Annotated in this window: 18 protein-coding genes; 16 read left to right on the top strand and 2 right to left on the bottom strand. The window is 62.4% G+C overall.

Annotated elements, in window-relative coordinates; all coding sequences use genetic code 11:
- Window positions 1–9: 9 nt before the first annotated feature.
- Genes gspG through Q1V57_RS06340 form a run of 9 tightly spaced genes read left to right on the top strand, consistent with a single transcriptional unit; the run spans window position 10 to window position 5,935 of the window.
- The gene (gspG, locus tag Q1V57_RS06380; protein WP_300528784.1) at window positions 10–474 is read left to right on the top strand and encodes a type II secretion system major pseudopilin GspG; all 465 of its coding nucleotides are present in this window, start codon (window positions 10–12) and stop codon (window positions 472–474) included.
- Entirely contained in the window at window positions 474–968 is a 495-nt protein-coding gene (locus tag Q1V57_RS06375) for a GspH/FimT family pseudopilin (protein ID WP_300528783.1), read from the top strand. The genes gspG and Q1V57_RS06375 overlap by 1 nt, the downstream gene beginning before the upstream one ends.
- Entirely contained in the window at window positions 965–1,342 is a 378-nt protein-coding gene (gspI, locus tag Q1V57_RS06370; RefSeq protein WP_300528781.1) for a type II secretion system minor pseudopilin GspI, read from the top strand. The genes Q1V57_RS06375 and gspI overlap by 4 nt, the downstream gene beginning before the upstream one ends.
- Window positions 1,342–1,995 carry a type II secretion system minor pseudopilin GspJ gene (gene gspJ, locus Q1V57_RS06365; protein ID WP_300528779.1) on the top strand — a complete coding sequence of 218 codons (654 nt, stop codon included), beginning with the start codon at window positions 1,342–1,344 and terminating at the stop codon, window positions 1,993–1,995. The genes gspI and gspJ overlap by 1 nt, the downstream gene beginning before the upstream one ends.
- Entirely contained in the window at window positions 1,992–2,990 is a 999-nt protein-coding gene (gene gspK / locus Q1V57_RS06360) for a type II secretion system minor pseudopilin GspK (protein ID WP_300528777.1), read from the top strand. The genes gspJ and gspK overlap by 4 nt, the downstream gene beginning before the upstream one ends.
- Window positions 2,987–4,207, top strand: a complete 1,221-nt coding sequence (gene gspL, locus Q1V57_RS06355; protein WP_300528774.1) for a type II secretion system protein GspL — start codon at window positions 2,987–2,989, stop codon at window positions 4,205–4,207. The genes gspK and gspL overlap by 4 nt, the downstream gene beginning before the upstream one ends.
- Window positions 4,204–4,704: a type II secretion system protein M gene (locus tag Q1V57_RS06350; protein WP_300528772.1), complete on the top strand. Its 501-nt coding sequence runs from the start codon at window positions 4,204–4,206 to the stop codon at window positions 4,702–4,704. The genes gspL and Q1V57_RS06350 overlap by 4 nt, the downstream gene beginning before the upstream one ends.
- Window positions 4,705–5,436: a type II secretion system protein N gene (gene gspN / locus Q1V57_RS06345; RefSeq protein WP_300528770.1), complete on the top strand. Its 732-nt coding sequence runs from the start codon at window positions 4,705–4,707 to the stop codon at window positions 5,434–5,436.
- Window positions 5,423–5,935 carry a hypothetical protein gene (locus tag Q1V57_RS06340; RefSeq protein ID WP_300528767.1) on the top strand — a complete coding sequence of 171 codons (513 nt, stop codon included), beginning with the start codon at window positions 5,423–5,425 and terminating at the stop codon, window positions 5,933–5,935. The genes gspN and Q1V57_RS06340 overlap by 14 nt, the downstream gene beginning before the upstream one ends.
- Here the strand turns inward: Q1V57_RS06340 and Q1V57_RS06335 are convergent.
- Complete coding sequence (locus Q1V57_RS06335; protein ID WP_300528765.1) at window positions 5,932–6,411, bottom strand: A24 family peptidase; 480 nt, start codon at window positions 6,409–6,411, stop codon at window positions 5,932–5,934. The genes Q1V57_RS06340 and Q1V57_RS06335 overlap by 4 nt on opposite strands.
- Before the next feature lie 73 nt (window positions 6,412–6,484).
- Between Q1V57_RS06335 and phnC the strand changes: the two genes are divergently transcribed.
- The 3 genes from phnC to Q1V57_RS06320 are packed head-to-tail and all read left to right on the top strand — an operon-like array spanning window position 6,485 to window position 10,388.
- The gene (phnC, locus tag Q1V57_RS06330; protein WP_300528763.1) at window positions 6,485–7,282 is read left to right on the top strand and encodes a phosphonate ABC transporter ATP-binding protein; all 798 of its coding nucleotides are present in this window, start codon (window positions 6,485–6,487) and stop codon (window positions 7,280–7,282) included.
- Entirely contained in the window at window positions 7,279–9,291 is a 2,013-nt protein-coding gene (gene phnE, locus Q1V57_RS06325; protein WP_300528760.1) for a phosphonate ABC transporter, permease protein PhnE, read from the top strand. Before phnC ends, phnE begins: the two co-directional genes overlap by 4 nt.
- 41 nt (window positions 9,292–9,332) lie before the next feature.
- A complete protein-coding gene (locus Q1V57_RS06320) occupies window positions 9,333–10,388 on the top strand; it encodes a substrate-binding domain-containing protein (RefSeq protein WP_300528759.1) in 1,056 nt (351 codons plus the stop codon).
- An 18-nt stretch (window positions 10,389–10,406) separates the two neighbouring features.
- Here Q1V57_RS06320 and Q1V57_RS06315 read toward each other — a convergent pair whose 3' ends face one another.
- A complete protein-coding gene (locus Q1V57_RS06315) occupies window positions 10,407–11,477 on the bottom strand; it encodes a glycosyltransferase family 1 protein (protein WP_366145095.1) in 1,071 nt (356 codons plus the stop codon).
- A 254-nt stretch (window positions 11,478–11,731) separates the two neighbouring features.
- Between Q1V57_RS06315 and putA the strand changes: the two genes are divergently transcribed.
- The 4 genes from putA (at window position 11,732) to Q1V57_RS06295 (ending at window position 19,248) form a co-directional block, all read left to right on the top strand.
- Window positions 11,732–14,854, top strand: a complete 3,123-nt coding sequence (putA, locus tag Q1V57_RS06310) for a bifunctional proline dehydrogenase/L-glutamate gamma-semialdehyde dehydrogenase PutA (protein ID WP_300528755.1) — start codon at window positions 11,732–11,734, stop codon at window positions 14,852–14,854.
- 294 nt (window positions 14,855–15,148) lie between these two features.
- Complete coding sequence (locus Q1V57_RS06305) at window positions 15,149–17,044, top strand: ribonucleoside-diphosphate reductase subunit alpha (protein ID WP_300528753.1); 1,896 nt, start codon at window positions 15,149–15,151, stop codon at window positions 17,042–17,044.
- 169 nt (window positions 17,045–17,213) lie between these two features.
- Entirely contained in the window at window positions 17,214–18,047 is an 834-nt protein-coding gene (locus tag Q1V57_RS06300) for a lipid A-modifier LpxR family protein (RefSeq protein ID WP_300528751.1), read from the top strand.
- A gap of 160 nt (window positions 18,048–18,207) precedes the next feature.
- A complete protein-coding gene (locus tag Q1V57_RS06295; RefSeq protein ID WP_300528748.1) occupies window positions 18,208–19,248 on the top strand; it encodes a ribonucleotide-diphosphate reductase subunit beta in 1,041 nt (346 codons plus the stop codon).
- Window positions 19,249–19,250 lie beyond the last annotated feature (2 nt).

Below are 19,250 nucleotides of genomic sequence, written 5' to 3'. Positions count from 1 at the left end.
AGAGATCTGATGACGACGCAAGAGCAAAACCACACTTCTGCCCGTCCGGATGCGACCGACAAGGAAGCGGGCCTGTCCCTGCTCGAAGTCCTGGTGACCATCACCATTATCGGCATTTTCGGAACGATTGTTCTGCTCAACGTGCTGCCGGCCCAGGAACAGGCCATGGTGCAAAAAGCGCGGACCGACCTGGCCACGCTGGAACAGGCGATCGACGCCTATCGCCTGGATATGCGCCGCTACCCGACGACCGAGCAGGGGCTGGACGCGCTGGTCACCGCGCCGCGGGATGATGCTGCCAATTACCGTCCGGGCGGCTATCTGCGCCGGCTGGAGGACGATCCCTGGGGCAACCCCTACCAGTATGCCTATCCCGGCCGTGACGGCCGCGTCTTTGATATCTGGTCGCTCGGGGCTGACGGCCGCGAGGGTGGCGAGGATCTCGACGCCGATATCGGCAATTGGGATCGCTGATGCGGCGTCGCCTGCCATCTGATGCAGGCCTCTCCCTGCTGGAGATCCTGGTGGCGATTACCATTGTCGCAATGGTGTCAGCAGCGGTGGTGTTTGCTGTTCAGCCCGCTGACGATCCGCTCGACAGCGAGGCCGACCGGCTGACGCTGCGCCTCAACTATGCCAGCCAGGATGCCATTGCGACCGGTCAACCTGTCGGGCTTGTGATCGAGGAGTTCGGCGCCGGTTATGCCTTCTACCGCTATGTCGACGGCCTCTGGCGTCCGTTGGGCAATAATCCGGGGCTTGAACCGCACCGCATGCAGGCGGAGATCCGTCTCAGCGTGACCGACGCTGTGCTGGTGGAAGCGGAAGGCAGCGCCGTACCGGTATTCTGGTTCGACCCGGCCGGGCTCAACGATCCGTTCCGGCTTCGCCTGCAGGGGCAGGGGCGTGAGATCGAACTGAACTGGACCGAAAATGAAACCCTTGAGCGACGCGAGATCGGCGCATGAGCCCGGCCGTTGATCATCAAGCCGCTGAGCAGGGGTTCTCCCTGATTGAGGTCATGGCGGCGCTAGCGATCCTGGCGCTGGCCGGGCTGGCTGTGGTCAATATGGTCTCGGTGACAACGCGGAATACCACGGCCGTGGAAACCCGGGCACTGGGTATGGTGGCAGCGGAAAACCTGCTCAATATGGAACTCCTGCGTCCTGGCCGTATCACCGGCCGGTCGGGGGATTATGAGCTCGCCGGTGTCGGCTATAGCTGGGAACTCGATGTCGAAGCCACGACGGATCGCGAGCTGGTCCGGCTGGTCATGACGGTACGTGAAGGTGAGAGCGGCTATCTTGCCGGGCGTATCGAAACCTTCCGGCGGAGGCCGTGATGATGACCCATCCCGCCGATCAAAGCGCCGGTTTCTCCCTGCTGGAAGTGCTCATCGCGACCTTCGTCTTCGCTGTAATCGGGACCATTTCCGTCGCGCTTTTGGCGTCCACGCTGACCGCTCGCGACGTCAATGAGAAGGCCCTTGCGCGCTCTGCCGGTCTTGATCGTGTGCGGGTTTTGTTGCGTGAGGACCTCGGCCAGCTCGCCGACCGGACGGTGCGCGGGGCTGACGGCTATCCGCGCTCCTATGTCTTCGCCGGTGACAATGCCGGCCTCCGCCTGGGCGATGATGCCGAGGCCGAGCGTATCCTGTTTGCCTTCACCCGCCATGGCCGCGCCAATCCGGGCTATATCCGTGCGCGCAGCTCGCTGATTCATGTCGAATACCTCGTCCGTGGAGGGCAATTGATCCGCCGCGCCTCGGATTATCCGGACATGACCGGCGAAACCCGCCAGAGCGAGCAGGTGCTCGCCGACCGGGCGGAGGCGATTGCGGCGGATTTCTATTTCGGTGTGAACTGGCGCAGCCAGGCCCTGCGCCGTCCAGGCAGTGAGAACGAGGCCTTTCCGCGAGCCGTGCGGCTGCGCTTTACCGCTCCGGATTTCGGCGCGCTGGAATTCATCGCCGTGACACCGGAGGGATTGTCATGAGCGGGACCGTCCGGACCGTTTCCCGCGAGCGCGGCGCTGCGCTGATCAGCGCCTTGCTGCTGGTCGCGCTGATGACCACGGTGGCCATGGCGCTGGCGACGGATCTGCGCTTTTCCATGCGGCGCACGGCCAATCTGGAAATCCGCGACCAGGCCTACTGGTATGCGCTCGGCGCGCGTGACTTCGCCGAGATCTCCATCGAGCGGGCGATGAGCGCGCCGGACCAGGCCCTGCGGCCCGATGCGGAATGGCTCAACGGTCCGCAGATTTTCCCGATCGATCAGGGCCAGCTCGCCGGCACGGTCACCGACGGCAATAATTGCTTCAATCTCAACAGTCTGGTCGTGCGCGGCGAGGATGGCGTACTGCGCGAAGTGGCGGCGCACCGGCACCGCTATGAAATCCTGATGCGGGCGGCAGGTCTGCCGGCGCAGGAGGTCGGACGGATTTCAGCCCAGACGCTGGACTGGATCGACAGCGATGTCCGCCAGACCATTTCCGGCGGCGAGGACGAGCTCTACAGCGATCTCAGCCGGGCCTACCGCACCGGCAATACGCTGTTGGCCGAGCCCCAGGAATTGCTCGCCCTGGAGGCCATGACGCCGGACCTGTTCCGCGTGCTTGAGCCGCTGGTCTGTACCCGTCCGATGACCGATCCGCTCTCGGTCAATATCAACACGCTGCGCGCCGACCAATTGCCGCTCCTGATCGCCGCCCTCGACGGCAATATCACCCAGGTCGAGGCCGATGGCCTGCTCCTGCGACGTCCTCCGGCCGGGTTTGAACAGGCCTCGGAGTTCTGGGAGTTGAACCTGCTGGAAAACCTCGAGCTGACCGACGAGATGCGCGGCAGTGTCGGCATCACCACGAATTATTTTGAGATTGAAATCGACGTGCTTTATGCCGGCATGCGTTTCGAGCTCAACGAAACGGTCGAATGGCGCGGCGGGGGTTCGCTGCGCCGTCTGACCCAACGCTATGGAAGCTTCTCATGAGCCAGGATCTTGTCATCCAGGTCCACGATGCGGGCACGCTGGACTGGTCGGTGATCGACCGGGAGAGCGGCAATACGCTGCGCTCCGGCCAGGCCGGCAAGGATGAGGCGCCGGATATTGCGGACCGTAGCGGCATTGACCGGACCTTGTGCATCCTGCCCGGTGAGCGCGTCTTCCTCACCCGGATCAACCTGCCGGCCCGAAGTGAACGCGAGGCCCGCCAGGCCGCACCCTTCATGGTCGAGGATGAGCTGGCCGCCTCGCTGGAGGAGACCCGGATCATCCCGGGCGCACGCGCCGCCGACGGCAAGCGCTGGATCATGGCGGCGGAGAATGACTGGGTAGAGGCCTTGCAGCAGCGCCTGGAACCGGTGCTCGTGCGGCCGGTCTACACAATGGCTGACTATCAGGCCGCCGCCGACCAGGAGGCGGCCCTGACGCTGTTCGATCGCCGCGGTGATGTTCTGTTCTGGTATGGCCAGAGCGCGCAACAGGACGGGACCGCCTTTGGCGGGGCGGTTGATCCGGACCTGTTTGGTCAGATCGCTCACGCCATAGTCCATGGCGCCTCCGGCGGAGATGTCGCGGTCTCATCCTCGCTGGGCCTGACCGGAGCAGCGTTCCGCGCTGTCTCGCGTGAAGACCTTGCTGGTCGTGCACGGCGAATGGATGACGCTGACCTGGGCGATCTGCCACCCCTGTTTGGTGAGCGTTGGCTCTCGACCCTGGACTGGTCGGTTGTGCTCAAACCCCTGCGCTATACCGGTGCTCTCGCCGCGGGATTGCTGATCGCTTTCGGTGCGCTCCTGGGGTCCGAGGCGATGTATTACCGGCTGCAGGCGGACCGTTTTGACGCGGCCAGCGTGGCGGTGTTCCGGTCGGCCGTACCCGAGGTCACGCGCCGGGTTATCCCGGCCGAGGCCGAACGCATTCTCGGCGATCGCATCGCGGCGCTGGGGGGCGGGGAAACCTCCTCCTTCCTGTTGCACGTCACCGCCTTGTCCGAACTGACCGCGGGAAATGAGCGGGTGCGGATTGAGGGCATCCGTTTTGATCAGGCGCGGGCGGAATTGCGAGTCTCGGCCCTGTACACCGATTTTGCCGATTTCGACGCGCTCAGCGCCGAGGCGGCACGGTTGGGTATCGGCCTTGAGGATAATGGCGCGCGCGAAGGCGAGGCCGGCCTTGAAGGCGAGTTTGTGTTGAGGTTGCGATGAACCCGGTTGTCCAAGCTATCCAGACCTATTGGTCCGGCCGCAGTGATCGCGAGCAGGTTTTGCTGGCCATCATGTTCGTCATGCTGGCCGGGCTGATCGGTTATCTTCTCCTGGCGCGGCCGCTGATCGATTTCCACCAGCAGGCGCGCAATGATTATGCCGGATCCATGCGTCTGTACCGCGCTATTGAGGCGGATGCGGAGACCTATCGCGCGCTGTCCTCCAGCGGGGCCGCACAAATCGGGTCCGGGCAGTCCCTGCGCTCCATTGTCGGTTCGCTCGCGATCGGCAACCAGATTGCCATCGCCCGCATGATCCCCGGTGATGACGGCTCGCTGACCGTCAATATCGAGCGGGCCGAGACCCGGGCGGTGATGAGCTGGCTGATCGATCTGGAAGAGCGCTATGGCGTCCAGGTCATGGCCAGCACGATGGATCGCGAGGGCAATGAATACGCTCAGATCAGCCTGGTCCTGCGCCGCGGCGGAGGGGGTTAGATGCTGCGTTACCTGCTCATTGGACTGGCTGCTGTCCTCGTCTGGCTGATCGCGCTGATGCCGTTGAAGGCGGTGATGATAGTAGCAGGCGGTGCGAGTGCCTTCGGCTATCAGGACGTCTATGGCTCGCTCTGGCATGGCCGGGTTTACGGCATGCGCATCGCCGCCATGCCGGTGCGCGAGATCGAGCTCGCCGTTAATCCGCTGCCCTTGCTGGTCGGCCGCCTGTCGGCCGCGTGGAGTGTCAGTGACAGCAGTGTGCGTGGTCAGGGGCAAATGGCCATGGCCGGCGACTGGATGGAGCTGCGCGAGACCCGGTTCAATGCCAGCCTCGAGCGCCTCGGCGTCCCGGTTTTCCCGGGTCTTGATCTTGATGGCCAGGTCTCCGGCAATATCAGTCGGCTGGAGCTGGATGGCGATACCTGCCGTTCTGCTCAGGGGACGGTGCGGACCGCCGCCCTGACCCAATTCGCGGCCACCTATGGCTTTCAGGGGCCGGATCTGGCCGGGCAATTGTCTTGCCGCGAGGGGCGGCTCGTGCTGGATTTCTCTGGTATGTCGGATGATCTCGGCCTGACCGGTGAGATCGAGTTCGACCGCAGCGGGTATCAATGGTCGCTGGAATTGCAGACCTCTCGCGCCGAGCTGGCGGATGTTCTGGCTCTGGGCGGGCTGGAACGCGACGGCGATGTCTGGCGCCGCCAGGGGAGTGTGAGTTATGGCCAGCCCTAATGCATGGATCGCAGGTCTTGCGGGTGCGCTTGCGCTGGGCGGTTGCGCCACGAGTGGATTGCAAATGCCCGGTGTCGCGACGGCTCCGGTCGCCGAGCCGGTTGCGGCGGACGCTGTGGAAGCACTGAGCGAGCTGCCGGCGCAGCCGCTGGTCGCCGGCGCCTGCGGCACATTTTTCTGGAGCGCTGACAGTTCGCATCGCTTCCTGGCTTTTGAGAACGAGACCGAGGGCTTTGCCCGCGTCTTCGCCAATGGGCAGGTCAACGCGTTCTCGTTTCCCGCGCGCCAGAGCAGTTTTATTGTCGGCGACCCCTATGAGCGCCGTTATGTCGACGCTGGCCGCCAGCTTGACCTGCGCCTGACGGGGACGGTGGGCGAGCGGCTGCCGGAAGGCCAGAGAATTGAACGCTCGGTGTTGAGCATCCAGCAGCCCGACGGTCAGCGCCTCGTTATCCCGGTGATCGGGCATTATGCCTGCCGGCAATTGCGGCCAGGCTAGAAAGCCAGCTGAAACGGTGCACCGAAGGCGTGAAAACACCAGGCCAGGATAATGCCGTAGGCGATCCAGGGGCCGAAGGCGATGGCTGTGCTCTGGTCCGGCGCGCGGCGTTCCGCCAGTCCAACCAAAAAGACGTAGAGCAGGGCGCTCCAGCTGCCGATCAGCAAGATCACGGGCAGCATCCAGGCACCGCACCAGGCGCCACCGGCCGCGAGCAGTTTGGCGTCACCGCGGCCAAGCCCGTCAATACCGCGCAGATAACGATAGCCCAGCTCGATCGAGACCAGCACACCATAACCCAGCGCCGCGCCGATCAGCGGTGACCAGATCTGATCAAGAAGAACAGCATTCACGGCCAGTCCGGCGGGAATCAGCGGTAGAGTGATCTTGTCCGGCAGGCGGAAGCTCTGCGTGTCGGTCCAGACCAGCGCGATGAGGGCCGCGAGCAGCAATAAAGTGGCAAAGTGCAGCAGCACGGCGATCAGCCCTTGTCACGAAACTCTCATCGGCATACGCCAAAAACGGGTGAGTACGAAGGGGAAATAAAGCATGGCCGAGGCTGTTGCAGCGCTCCACGCCGATCATGTCCGCATGACATTCGGTGAGACCAAGGCGCTTGATGATGTGTCGCTGACCGTGAACACCGGCGAGATGGTCGCTCTGATCGGCCCGTCCGGTTCCGGCAAGTCGACGCTCTTGCGGGTCGCTGCGGCATTGCAGGTGGCCGACAGCAATTCCGGCCCGGTCTCCATCCTCGGCAAGACCATGCAGGAAGGCGGCAAGCTCGCCCCCGGTGTGCGCGATAACCGCTCCCATCTCGGCTTTATTTTCCAGCAGTTCAATCTGGTCGGCCGGTTGAGCCTGTTCGGCAATGTCCTGCTCGGTGCGCTCGGCCGTCTGCCGCGCTGGCGCGGTGTGCTGGGTATGTTCCCCAATTCGGTCAAACAGGCCGCCATGGATGCCCTCGACCGTGTCGGGATCGCCGAGTTTGCCGGGCGCCGCGCCTCCAACCTGTCCGGCGGTCAACAGCAGCGCGCCGCTATTGCCCGCTCCCTCGTGCAGGGCGCCGAGGTGCTCTTTGCCGATGAACCGATTGCGTCACTCGATCCCGTCTCGGCCCGCAATGTCATGGAATTGCTGCGCGAGCTGAACAAGGAAGATGACCTCACCGTGGTCGTCACCCTGCACCAGATCGATTATGCGCGTCAGTTCTGCGATCGCATCGTCGCGCTCAACAAGGGCCAGGTCCTTTATGACGGGCCGCAGGACGAGCTGACCAAGGAAAAACTGATCGAAATCTACGGCCCCGAATTCGAAGCGGCCTTCTACGGGGGTGAAGAGGCATGACCGTGATGATCAAGGCTCTCAAAGCGCTGCTCCTGGCACCGCTCCTCCTCGCCCTGGCCGCCTGTTCCGATGTCAGCACAGGCGAAGCCGGTACGAGCGGTTCCGCGGCGTCTGATGATCGCCGCACCATCAATTTCGGCATTATTGCCACGGAGAGTTCGTCCAACCTGGAATCCAACTGGCGGCCCTTTATCGCCGCCATGTCGGAATGGACCGGCTACAATATCCAGCCTTTCTACGCGTCGGATTATGCCGGCGTGATCCAGGCGATGCGCTATGACAATGTCCAGGTGGCCTGGTTCTCCAACTTCTCCGGCTTGCAGGCGGTCCGCCTAGCGGGCGGGGAAGTGTTTGCCAAGGCGACTTATCCGGACGGCTCCGAGGGCTATCACTCGGTGCTTCTGGTGCCGGTCGACAGCCCGATCCAGACGCTTGACGATATCCTCACCTGTGACGGTTCGATCGACTTCGGCATGGGCGACCCCAATTCCACCTCCGGCTTCCTGGTTCCGTCGGCCTTCATCTTCGCGCCGCGCGGCATCGACCCGAACGAGTGTTTCAACTCCGTGCGCAATGCCAGCCATGAAGCCAACGCCCTGGCCGTGGCCAATGAGCTGGTCGATGTGGCGGCCAACAACACCACCAACATGCTGGTGCTGCAGCGCTCGCGTCCGGATATCTATGCCAGCCTGCGCGAAATCTGGCGTTCGCCGATGATCCAGACCGATCCGATCATCTGGCGGGGCGATCTCGATGAGGAAGCCAAGCAGCGCATCCAGTACTTCTTCATGAATTACGGCCGCCGCGGCACGCCGGAGGAGATCCAGGCGGCGCGGGATATCCTCAATCCGCTGGTCTTCGGCACCTTCCTGCCGTCCTCCAATGCCCATCTCGATCCCATCGTGCAGCTGGAAATCGTCCGCGATATCACCCAGACCCGGACCGATGAGACCCTGAGCGAGGAGGAACGCGCCAGCCGTATCGCCGAGCTTGAAGCGCGTCTGGCCGAGGTCGAGGCGGGTAATAGCGGCCTGGTCAGCCTGGCCAGCTCTGTAGGTGAAACCCTCGAGGACGATGCCGCCAATGCCGGCACGGGGCAGGCCTCGGGCAGTGCCTCTGGCGGGGTCATCCTGCTGGGCCTGACCGGTGCGTTGCTGATCATCATGCTGTGGGCGAGCGCGCCGCGTGGACCGGGGCCGCGCGTGCCTCTGAGCGAGCGCCTGATCAATGTCTTCATTTCCGTCGGCGTGATCGTGATCCTGGTCTGGAGCTTTGATTCCGCGGATATGGACCGCTCCTATCTGCTGGTCGAAAACGCCGGCGATATGGGTGAGTTCATCGCCGGCTTCTTCCCGTCCAACATTTTCGATGCCGCCTCGCGGGCCGAATACTCCACCGATCTGCGCAGCGGGATCGCGGAAGCCGTGCCGCAAATGATCGTCACCGTTCAGATCGCGATCTGGGGCACGTTCATCGCCGTCATTGCGGCCATCCCCTTCGGCCTGATGAGCGCGCGCAATGTGGCGCCGGGCTGGATTGTGCAGCCGGTGCGCCGCCTGATGGATGTGTTCCGCTCGATCAACGAGCTGATCATCGCCCTGCTCTTCATCGCCGCGGTCGGCCTGGGCCCGCTCGCCGGTGTAATGGCGCTGGCCGTGCATACCACCGGTGTCCTGGCCAAGCTGTTCTCCGAGGCCGTCGAGGCTGTGGATGAAGGCCCGATTGAAGGCGTCCGGGCGACCGGTGCAACGCCGCTGCACGAAATCATCTGGGCGGTGATCCCGCAGGTGGCCCCGTTGTGGACCTCCTTCGGTCTCTATCGTTTCGAGTCCAATGCCCGCTCGGCCACCGTGCTCGGCCTGATCGGTGCCGGCGGTATCGGCCAGATCCTGTTCGAAGCGGTTCGCGCTTTCGATTATCAGCGTACCGCCGCCATCGTCCTGGTCATCGTCATCGCTGTGAGTGCCATTGACCTGATGTCGCAATTACTACGCAAACGGCTGGTATAGGCCTCGATCAAACTTTTTTTGATCGAGGATGCGTGCGGGTCATGAGGACGAGGCTGTTATTGCTGGCCGGGTTGCTGGCGCTTGCTGCGGGGCAGGCTGCCCATGCGCAGCAGCGCGATCAGATCCGTATTGTCGGCTCCTCGACCGTATTTCCCTTCTCCACGGCGGTGGCTGAAAGCTTCGGTGCGCGCACGCAATACCCGACCCCGGTGGTGGAATCGACCGGTACGGGAGGCGGGTTCCGCCTGTTCTGTGACGGTGTCGGCACCGAATACCCCGATGTCTCCAATGCTTCGCGCCGCATGCAGGCCTCCGAGTATGAGCGCTGCCGGAATAATGGTGTGCGCGAGATCACCGAGGTGAAGTTCGGCTTTGACGGTATCGTCTTCGGTTATGCCGATACCGGAGAGCCACCATTATCGCTCTCGCTGCGCGAGCTGTGGCTGGCGCTGGCTGCGGACGTGCCGGCTGATGACAGCTGCTCATCCTTTATCGCCAACCCGGCGCGGCGCTGGTCCGATGTCGATGCGTCCTTGCCGCCGGTACGGATCGAGGTCTTCGGGCCCCCGCCCACTTCCGGTACGCGGGACGCCTTTATCGCCCTGGCCCTGAAAGAAGGCGCCCGGTCCATCGGCTGTATGGCCACGCTGGAAGCCGCCGACCCACGCCGTTTTGATCGTCTCGCCAGCCGCATCCGCGAGGACGGTGCCTGGATAGATAGCGGCGAGAATGACAACGCCATCGTGCAGACGCTGGTCAACTCACCCGGCGCATTCGGCGTGTTCGGCTTTTCCTTCCTGGACCAGAATTCCGATCGCCTGGTCGGGGCGCGGGTCGACGGCGTCGAGCCCGAGTTCGAACTGATCGCTTCGGGCGAATACCCGATCTCGCGCTCGCTCTTCTTCTATGTGAAGAACCAGCATCTCGGCCTGGTGTCCGGCCTGTCGGATTATGTCCAGGAATTTGTCTCGGAGGATGCCTGGGGCGAGTTCGGCTATCTCACCGATCGCGGGCTCATCCCGCTGCTCGATGATGAGCGCGATGCGGCGGCCGACGATGCGCTCGCCCTTAACCCGATGCGCGAAGCGCCGAACTAGGCCGGCGCTTTCAGAACTCTATTCCAGGGTCGATTTGCGATTGCGCAGACGCTGCCAGAAGCGTCGCCGCTCCGGCTTGGGATGCGGTTTGAGATTGTCCAGGAAATCCGTCGCACACTGTTCCCAGGAGTGTTTTTCGGCATGGGAGCGCGGTGCGGCGCGGTCAATCTCGAGACAGTCCAGGCAGGCCTGGCGCAGGTCGTCATTGATGAAGCCGCCGCCGGAGCCCGGGATGATGTCCTTGGGGCCATGCGCCGGATAGGCCGCGACCGGCGTGCCGCAGGCCATGGCTTCCAGATTGACCAGGCCGAACGTGTCGGTCCAGCTCGGGAAGACAAAGACATCGGCATCGGCGAAATGACGGGCCAGCTCGTCGCCGAACTTGGCGCCGGTGAAGACGGCATTGGCGTATTTGGCCTGCAGCTCTTCCAGCTGCGGACCATCGCCGACCACCACCTTGGTGCCGGGCAGGTCGAGCTCGAGGAAGCTCTCGATATTCTTCTCGACAGCGACGCGGCCGACATTGACCCAGATCGGACGTTCCAGGCCGGCAAAGACATCTTCGCCGCCCATCATCCGCTTGGACGGATTGAACAGGTCGATATCGACACCGCGGGCCCAGGGCGTGAGGTTCTTGAAGCCACGCTGGGTCAGGTCGTCGCGCATGGACGGTGTCGTCACCATCATGCGGCCGCCGGCATTATGGAACCAGCGCATGAAAGCGTAGCCCGCACCGAGCGGGATGAGCGGCATGCGGGCGTTCACATATTCCGGGAATTTCGTGTGATAGCTGGTTGTGAAGGGGATTTTCCACTTCACGCAGATGCCGCGTGCGGCCATGCCGAGCGGGCCTTCGGTGGCGATATGGATCGCTTCCGGTTCGAACTCGGTGAAGCGGCGGGCGATATCCTTGCGGGCGCCCATCGCCAGCTGGATTTCCGGATAGGTCGGCAGTGGCATGGTCTTGTAACCAAGCCCTGGATGAATGACCTCGACCTCGCGCTCCATCTTGCGCAGCTCGGCGACCGTCCGCGAAAGCGTGCGTACAACACCGTTCATCTGCGGCTCCCACGCATCGGTCACCAGCATGATGCGCTGCGGACGCTCTTCGCTATCCTCCGCATCGGGGCCGTTCGTGGTCACGATATTGTTCGCGAGTTCTGCCTTTTTATTCATCTAATCAGCTGTTTGCGCCCATTTCACGCGGGCGACGCTCCGGGTTGCCTGACTAGGGTTTAGCCTATTCCAGCACGCAGGCGAAGACTTACCGCACACTGGGCTTGCCGTAGGCGTCACTCGGGATCATTCTCCGGCCAAATTTCAGGCCCTGAGGGAGGTGCGCCGTGAATATTCAAACGCGCAGTGCGATCGATTGGGATGCCATCGACTTCCATAAGTTTACCGATGAGTCCGAGCTCGTGCCCGGCCTCGCCGCAGCGGTCGGCTTCAGCGATGCTGAACGCGACCGGGTGCGCGATGACGCCATCGACCTGGTCAAGCGGGCCCGCGTCTCCACCAAGGTGCGCGGTCTCATGGAGTCCTTCCTGCAGGAATTCGGTCTGTCCAATAAGGAAGGCCTGGCATTGATGTGCCTGGCGGAAGCCCTCCTGCGGGTGCCGGACGGTGAAACCCGCGACAAGCTGATCGCGGAGAAGATTTCCGACGGTGACTGGGGGGAGCATGCGGGCAAGTCGGAGCACTGGCTGGTCAATGCCTCGACCCTCGGGCTGATGCTGACCGGCAAGATCATTGATGTCGATGGCGAAGCGCGCCGTAATCCGACGCAATACCTCAAGAAGCTGACCCAGCGCATGGGCGAGCCGGTAATCCGGACGGCGACCATGCAGGCCATGCGGATCATGGGCGAGCAGTTCGTCCTCGGCCGCACGATCGAGGCAGCCTTGAAGCGCTCGGCCAAGCACAAGGAAATCGGCTCCTTTGACATGCTGGGCGAGGGCGCGCGTACGGCTGCGGACGCGCAGCGCTATCACCAGCGCTATCTCGATGCCATCGAAGCGGTCGGCAAGGCGCGCGGCGACGGTCCGATCGAGCAGGTCCACGGCGTCTCGGTAAAGCTCTCCGCTTTGCATGCGCGCTATGAAGCCATCAAGGAAGAGCGCGTCATGAACGAGCTCTACCCGATGGTGCTGGAGCAGGCGCGGGCCGCCAAGTCGCACGATATCGGCTTCTGCATTGATGCCGAGGAAAGCGACCGCCTGGTCATTTCACTCAAGATTCTCGAACGCCTGGCCCGCGATCCGTCGCTCGATGGCTGGAATGGTCTGGGCCTCGCCGTGCAGGCCTATCAGAAACGTGCCCCGCACGTGCTCGACAAGATTATCGAACTGGCGCGCCAGACCGGCCGCCGTTTCCTGGTGCGTCTGGTCAAGGGCGCCTATTGGGATACCGAGATCAAATTCGGCCACCAGATGGGCTGGCCGGACTTCCCGGTCTGGACGACCAAAACGGCAACCGATCTCAATTATCTCGGCTGTGCCCGGCGCATGTTGGCGGCCCCACAGCAGATCTACAGCCAGTTCGCGACGCATAACGCTCACACGCTCGCCTCGGTTCGCCTGCTGGCCGAGAAGGCCGGGGTCACTGATTATGAGTTCCAGCGCCTGCACGGCATGGGTGATCCGCTTTATCGCGCCGCGCTGGAAGCGCATGGCGCACGCACGGTGCGGGTCTATGCCCCGGTCGGCAGTCATGAGGATCTCCTGCCGTATCTGGTGCGCCGCCTGCTGGAGAATGGCGCCAACACCTCCTTCGTCCATTCCTTCCTGGATGAGGCGGTTCCGGTTGAGGATGTCGCCCGCGGTCCGTTCGAAGCGGCTGCCGAACTGACGCGGCACCAGAAAATCCCGACCCCGGGCAAGCTCTATGGCGATGAGCGTCCCAACTCCAAGGGTACCGATCTGTCGCAGACCGCGGTGCGTGATCGTCTGGCCAAGGCCGTCGAGGCCTTTGACCAGGCTGGTCCGATTGCGGCCCATCCACTGGTGGCCGGGATTTCGGCCGAAGGCGAGGCCCGGCCGGTCGTCAGCCCCGTCGACCGGAGCCGCACGCTCGGCAGTATTGTCGAAGCCGATACAGCGTTGGTCGAAGCGGCATTTGAAAAAGCCCAGGCCGCCTTCCCGTCCTGGAATGCGCGCGGCGGCCGTGCGCGCGGCGAAATCCTGCGTGCCATGGCTGATGCCATGGAGGAGAATACTGACCGTCTGATCGCGCTGATGGCGCGTGAGGCCGGCAAGACCGCCCAGGACGGTATCGACGAGGTGCGCGAGGCGGTCGATTTCTGCCGCTATTATGCTGCCCAGGCCGAGCGCGAGTTCGATAGCCCGGTCCGCATGCCGGGGCCGGCGGGCGAGACGAATCATCTCGGCCTGACCGGTCGCGGTGTCTTCGTCTGCATCAGCCCTTGGAATTTCCCGCTGGCCATCTTTACCGGCCAGATTGCGGCGGCCTTGGCCGCGGGTAATACCGTTCTCGCCAAGCCGGCCGAACAGACGCCGCTGATCGCCTTCGAGGCTATCAAGCTGTTTCAGGCCGCCGGTCTGCCGCAAGACGTGCTCTATCTGCTGCCCGGCCAGGGCGAGACGGTAGGCGCGGCGCTGACTTCGGACAACCGCACGGCGGGCGTTGCCTTTACCGGCTCGACCGAGGTGGCACGCCTGATCAACCGCGCGCTTGCAGCCCGCGACACTGCGATCGCGCCGCTGATTGCCGAGACCGGCGGGCTCAATGGTATGTTTGTCGACACCACGGCCCTGAAAGAGCAGGTCGTCGATGATGCGGTGCTGTCGGCCTTCGGTTCGGCCGGTCAGCGCTGCTCGGCCCTGCGTGTGATCTTCCTGCCAGAAGACACGGCCGATGAGTTCATCGAGGGCCTGGCCGGAGCCATGGATGAATTGCAGATCGGTGACCCGGCGGAGGTCACGACCGATGTCGGCCCGGTGATTGATTCGGACGCGCGCCAGATCCTGATCGATCACATGGAGCGGATGAGTCGCGAGGCGACGATTCTCAAACAGCTCGATACCGGCCTGTCCGGTGAGACCGGCTGCTTCTTCGGTCCGGCCCTTGTGGAGTTGCCATCTCTGGACCTTCTGGAGCGTGAAGTCTTTGGTCCGGTACTACATGTTGTGCGTTACAAGCGGAAAGACATGACCGCCATGGCCGCCGCTCTGGCGGCCAAGGGGTATGGCCTGACCCTGGGGGTTCACTCCCGTCTGGAAACTTTCCACAGCCAAGTTCAGTCGCTGGTGCCGGCGGGCAATGTGTACGTCAATCGCAACATGACCGGAGCCGTTGTAGGGGTACAGCCCTTCGGCGGAGAGGGCTTGTCTGGCACGGGTCCCAAGGCTGGCGGGCCGCATTACCTGCACAGATTTGCGGGTGAAAAAACGGTGACGATCAACATTTCCGCGCAAGGTGGCGATCCGGAACTGCTCAATCTGTCGTAACCCTTTCTAAACCCCGGTAAACGGCGATTAACCCTTGCTACACAGGTCTGTCACGCCCCTTAACCGGGCGTGACGGCCGCCTGTCCGCGTTCAGGACTTGTTAACTAAAAAATCCGCTCAAAGACCATTCGGGGCGTTGACGACCGATTTGGGCTCAGCCACTATATGTTGGGTCAGCTGGTCACAGCGGCACACTATACAGATTTTTCAACCGTTCGGTTAAGTTGAGCGCGCGACGCTGTTTTTCGCGCGAACAGGACAGTTTTGCCTTCGGGTCTGGGGAGCACACGCGTCATGACACCATTGGATTCGGCCTCGCAGCACAAGATCGAGAACGAGCTTCCGGAAGCACCGCAGCCGCAACGCGGCAAGCCGAAACCGAACGCGGCAGACCATCTGCGCGTGGTGGAAAGCGTCAAGGTCGACCGCTCCCGTGATGCCCTGCTGACCGATTTCGGCAAAAAGACGCTGGAAGACCGCTATCTGCTCCCGGGCGAGAGCTATCAGGACATGTTCGCACGCGTCTCGACCGCGTATGCCGACAATACCGAGCACGCCCAGCGTCTGTATGATTATATCTCGAAGCTCTGGTTCATGCCGGCCACGCCGGTTTTGTCCAATGGCGGTGCCGATCGCGGTCTGCCGATCTCCTGCTTCCTGAACTCCGTCGGCGATTCGCTCGACGATATTGTCGGCACCTGGACCGAGAATGTCTGGCTGGCCTCCAATGGCGGCGGTATCGGCACCTATTGGGGCGATGTCCGCTCCATCGGCGAGAAGATCGGCGAAGTCGGCCAGACCTCCGGCATCATCCCCTTCATCCGCGTCATGGACAGCCTGACGCTGGCGATTTCCCAAGGCTCTCTGCGCCGCGGCTCGGCTGCCGTCTATCTCGACGTCAACCACCCGGAAATCGAGGAATTCCTCGAAATCCGCAAACCGTCCGGCGACTTCAACCGCAAGTCCCTGAACCTGCATCACGGCCTCAACATCTCCGATGCCTTCATGCACGCTGTCGCCAATGATGAAGAGTTCGAGCTAAAATCGCCGAAGTCCGGCGAAGTGGTCAAAACCATCAATGCCCGCAAGCTGTGGCAGAAGATCATCGAGCTGCGCCTGCAGACCGGCGAGCCCTACATCATCTATTCCGACACGGTGAATAACGCCCTGCCGCAGCACCAGCGCAAGCTGGGTCTGAAGGTGCGCCAGTCCAATCTGTGTGCTGAGATCATGCTGCCGACGGGTTATGACCATAACGGTCAGGAACGCACCGCGGTGTGCTGCCTGTCTTCGCTCAACGCGGCAAAATACCTCGAGTGGAAAGACGATCCGCAATTCATCGAGGACATTTTCCGCTTCCTCGACAATGTCCTGCAGGACTTCATCGAGCGCGCTCCGGCGGAAATGGACCGTGCCGTCTACTCCGCCATTCGCGAGCGTTCGGTCGGCCTTGGCCTGATGGGCCTGCATACCTTCCTACAGCAGATGAATGCGCCGTTCGAGAGCGCCATGGCCAAGTCATGGAACCTCAAACTGTTCAAGCATATCCGCCAGCAGGCTGACGCCGCTTCGGTGAAGCTGGCCGATGAGCGCGGTGCGTGCCCGGATGCGGAAGAAAACGGTGTGAAGGCCCGCTTCTCGCACAAGCTGGCGATCGCGCCGACGGCGTCGATCTCGATCATCTGCGGCGGTGTCTCTGCCGGCATCGAGCCGATCCCGGCCAATGTCTACACGCACAAGACGCTGTCCGGTTCCACCACGGTAAAGAACCCGCAGCTGGAAGCCGCGCTTGAAGCCAAGGGCAAGAATACGCCGGAGGTCTGGGCCACCATCCTCGAGCATGAAGGTTCGGTGCAGCAACTCGACTGCCTGGACGAGCACGAAAAGGCGCTGTTCCGTACCGCTTTTGAAATCGACCAACGCTGGGTCATCGAGCATGCCGCCGACCGCACGCCCTTTATCTGCCAGTCGCAGTCGCTGAACATTTTCCTGCCGGGCGATATCGATAAGTGGGATTTGCACATGCTGCACTGGACCGCCTGGGAGAAGGGCGTGAAGTCGCTCTACTATTGCCGCTCGAAATCGGTCCAGCGCGCCGCCTATGCCGGCTCTGAGTCGAAATCAGAGGCTGAAAAGAGCATGAGCGACGCGGCTCCGACCGATTATGAGGAATGCCTCGCCTGCCAGTAGGGGCTTTCTAAAGCGCTGAAAATAAAGACCGCTTCAGGCTTCTGAAGCGGTCTTTTTTGATCTGAATGGACAAAGAAGACAATCTCCCGTTAACTATATTCGTCTCGCAAGCGAAACGAAGTGCGGTCATCGAACCAGCATGCTTAGGAGACACGGGGGAGGACTTCAGATGCGTCTGGGGCGGACATCGGAACTTGTTTGCGCAGGACTGGTTGCGCTGGGCGGGACGTTTTACGTCCTGACCATGCCGACGCGTGCGCATAGCGAGTGGGCGAGTTCCAGCCAGATGATCCAGGACCAGTTCCTCGCCGAGGGCGATGTCAGACCCTTGTCGGCCCCGGCCGCACGGGTCGCCTTGTCGGCCCTCTCGCTGGACAGCGATATTGCCGGCCGCAATGCTTTCGCGGCGATGTCCTCGACCAATATGACCGAGATCGATCTGGGGAATGCCGGCCGGCTCCAGGTGGCGCTGATTGATGATGCCAATTCCGACATCGCCTTTGACCTGTTCTCGCCCTATGGCGATGAACGCTCTCCGGTCATACTGGATGCGGAGATCGAGCGCGAGACCGTGGTTGCGGTGAATTACGAGCGCAGTTTCGACAGTCTTGGCGATGCGGAACATCTCGACGTGTCGATCACCCCGCGAGCCGGCGTCAGCGTCAGTGATGACGGCACGGCCGCGGGAGCCGGGGCGGAATTGCGCATTGGCCGCCATCTCAGCGCCAACCTGCCGGACCAGCCGCGCTGGTATATGTTCGCAGGTGCCGATCGGCGTGCACTTTTATACAATCCCGCCGAAGGTGCCGATTTCGAGCGCGCCATGGCCTTCACCCGCCGCGAAGTGGTCGGGGATGCGCAGGCCGGTATCGCCGTTCGCTTTGGTGAATCGGCTGATATTTCCTTGGCCTATGTCCGGCGCGAGTATCAGCACAACGCCGGCACAGACAGTTTTGACGAGACCGAACAGTTCGGCGCGGTGACGCTGAACTGGCGCTGGTAGGGTTCAAAACAGGCCGGTTTGCCTAGCAATATACCGCCTCAGGCGCGCAAAGCTGTGGAAGACCAGCAACAATCTGTAGACGTTTGGTTCACTATGATCGCAATATGTTGTGGTTATCGCTTCAACGCCGCCGATTCAGATAGTCAGAGGTTTTCGCCCGATGTCGACCATCATCACCGAGACGCCCGGCCTGCTCACCAGCAGCCATTCCTACAAGCCGTTCCGCTATCCGTGGGCGTATGATTTCTGGAAGAAGCAGCAACAGGTTCACTGGATGCCGGAAGAAGTTCCGCTCGGTGAGGACTGCAAGGACTGGGCGACCAAGTTGACCGATCAGGAGCGCAACCTCCTGACCCAGATCTTCCGCTTCTTCACCCAGTCGGACGTGGAGGTGAATGACAACTACATGGAGCGCTATAGCCGCGTCTTCCGCCCGACCGAGGTGAAGATGATGCTGTCGGCCTTCTCCAATATGGAGACGATCCATATCGCGGCCTATGCTCTGCTGCTGGAAACCATCGGCATGCCGGACAGCGAGTTCTCGGCCTTCATGGAATACGAAGCCATGGCCGACAAGCATGACTACATGCAGCGCTTCGGGGTCGAATCGAATGAGGACATCCTGCGCACGGTGGCCATGTTCGGGGCCTTCACCGAAGGCCTGCAGCTGTTTGCCTCCTTCGCCATGCTGATGAATTTCCCGCGCTTCAACAAGATGAAGGGCATGGGCCAGATCGTGACCTGGTCGATCCGCGATGAGAGCCTGCACTGCGAAGGCATGATCAAGCTCTTCCACGCTTTTGCCAAGGAAACCGGAGCCCTGACCCAGGCGGTCAAGGACGACATCGTCCAGTGCTGCGAGACCGTGGTGCGCCTGGAGGACAAGTTCATCGATCTCGCCTTCGAAATGGGCGAAGTCGAAGGCATGACGCCGGACGATATCAAGAATTACATCCGCTATATCGCCGACTGGCGCCTCGGCCAGCTCGAACTGCCGGCGCTCTATGGCGTCAAGGAACACCCGCTGCCCTGGCTGTCGGAAATCCTCAACGGTGTCGAGCACGCCAACTTCTTCGAGGCCCGCGCGACCGAGTATTCCAAGGGCGCCACGCAGGGCGAATGGCATGGCGATGAAGGCGTCTGGTCGATGTTCGACAAGATGAAGCTGGACAAGGCCAAGGAGCCGGTCGGCACGGTTTAAGC

Origin of the sequence: Maricaulis sp. (genome assembly GCF_030149425.1) — a bacterium.
Lineage (GTDB): Bacteria > Pseudomonadota > Alphaproteobacteria > Caulobacterales > Maricaulaceae > Maricaulis.
The sequence above is the reverse complement of the archived record's forward strand: the minus strand, read 5'-3'. Positions and strand labels throughout refer to the sequence as shown.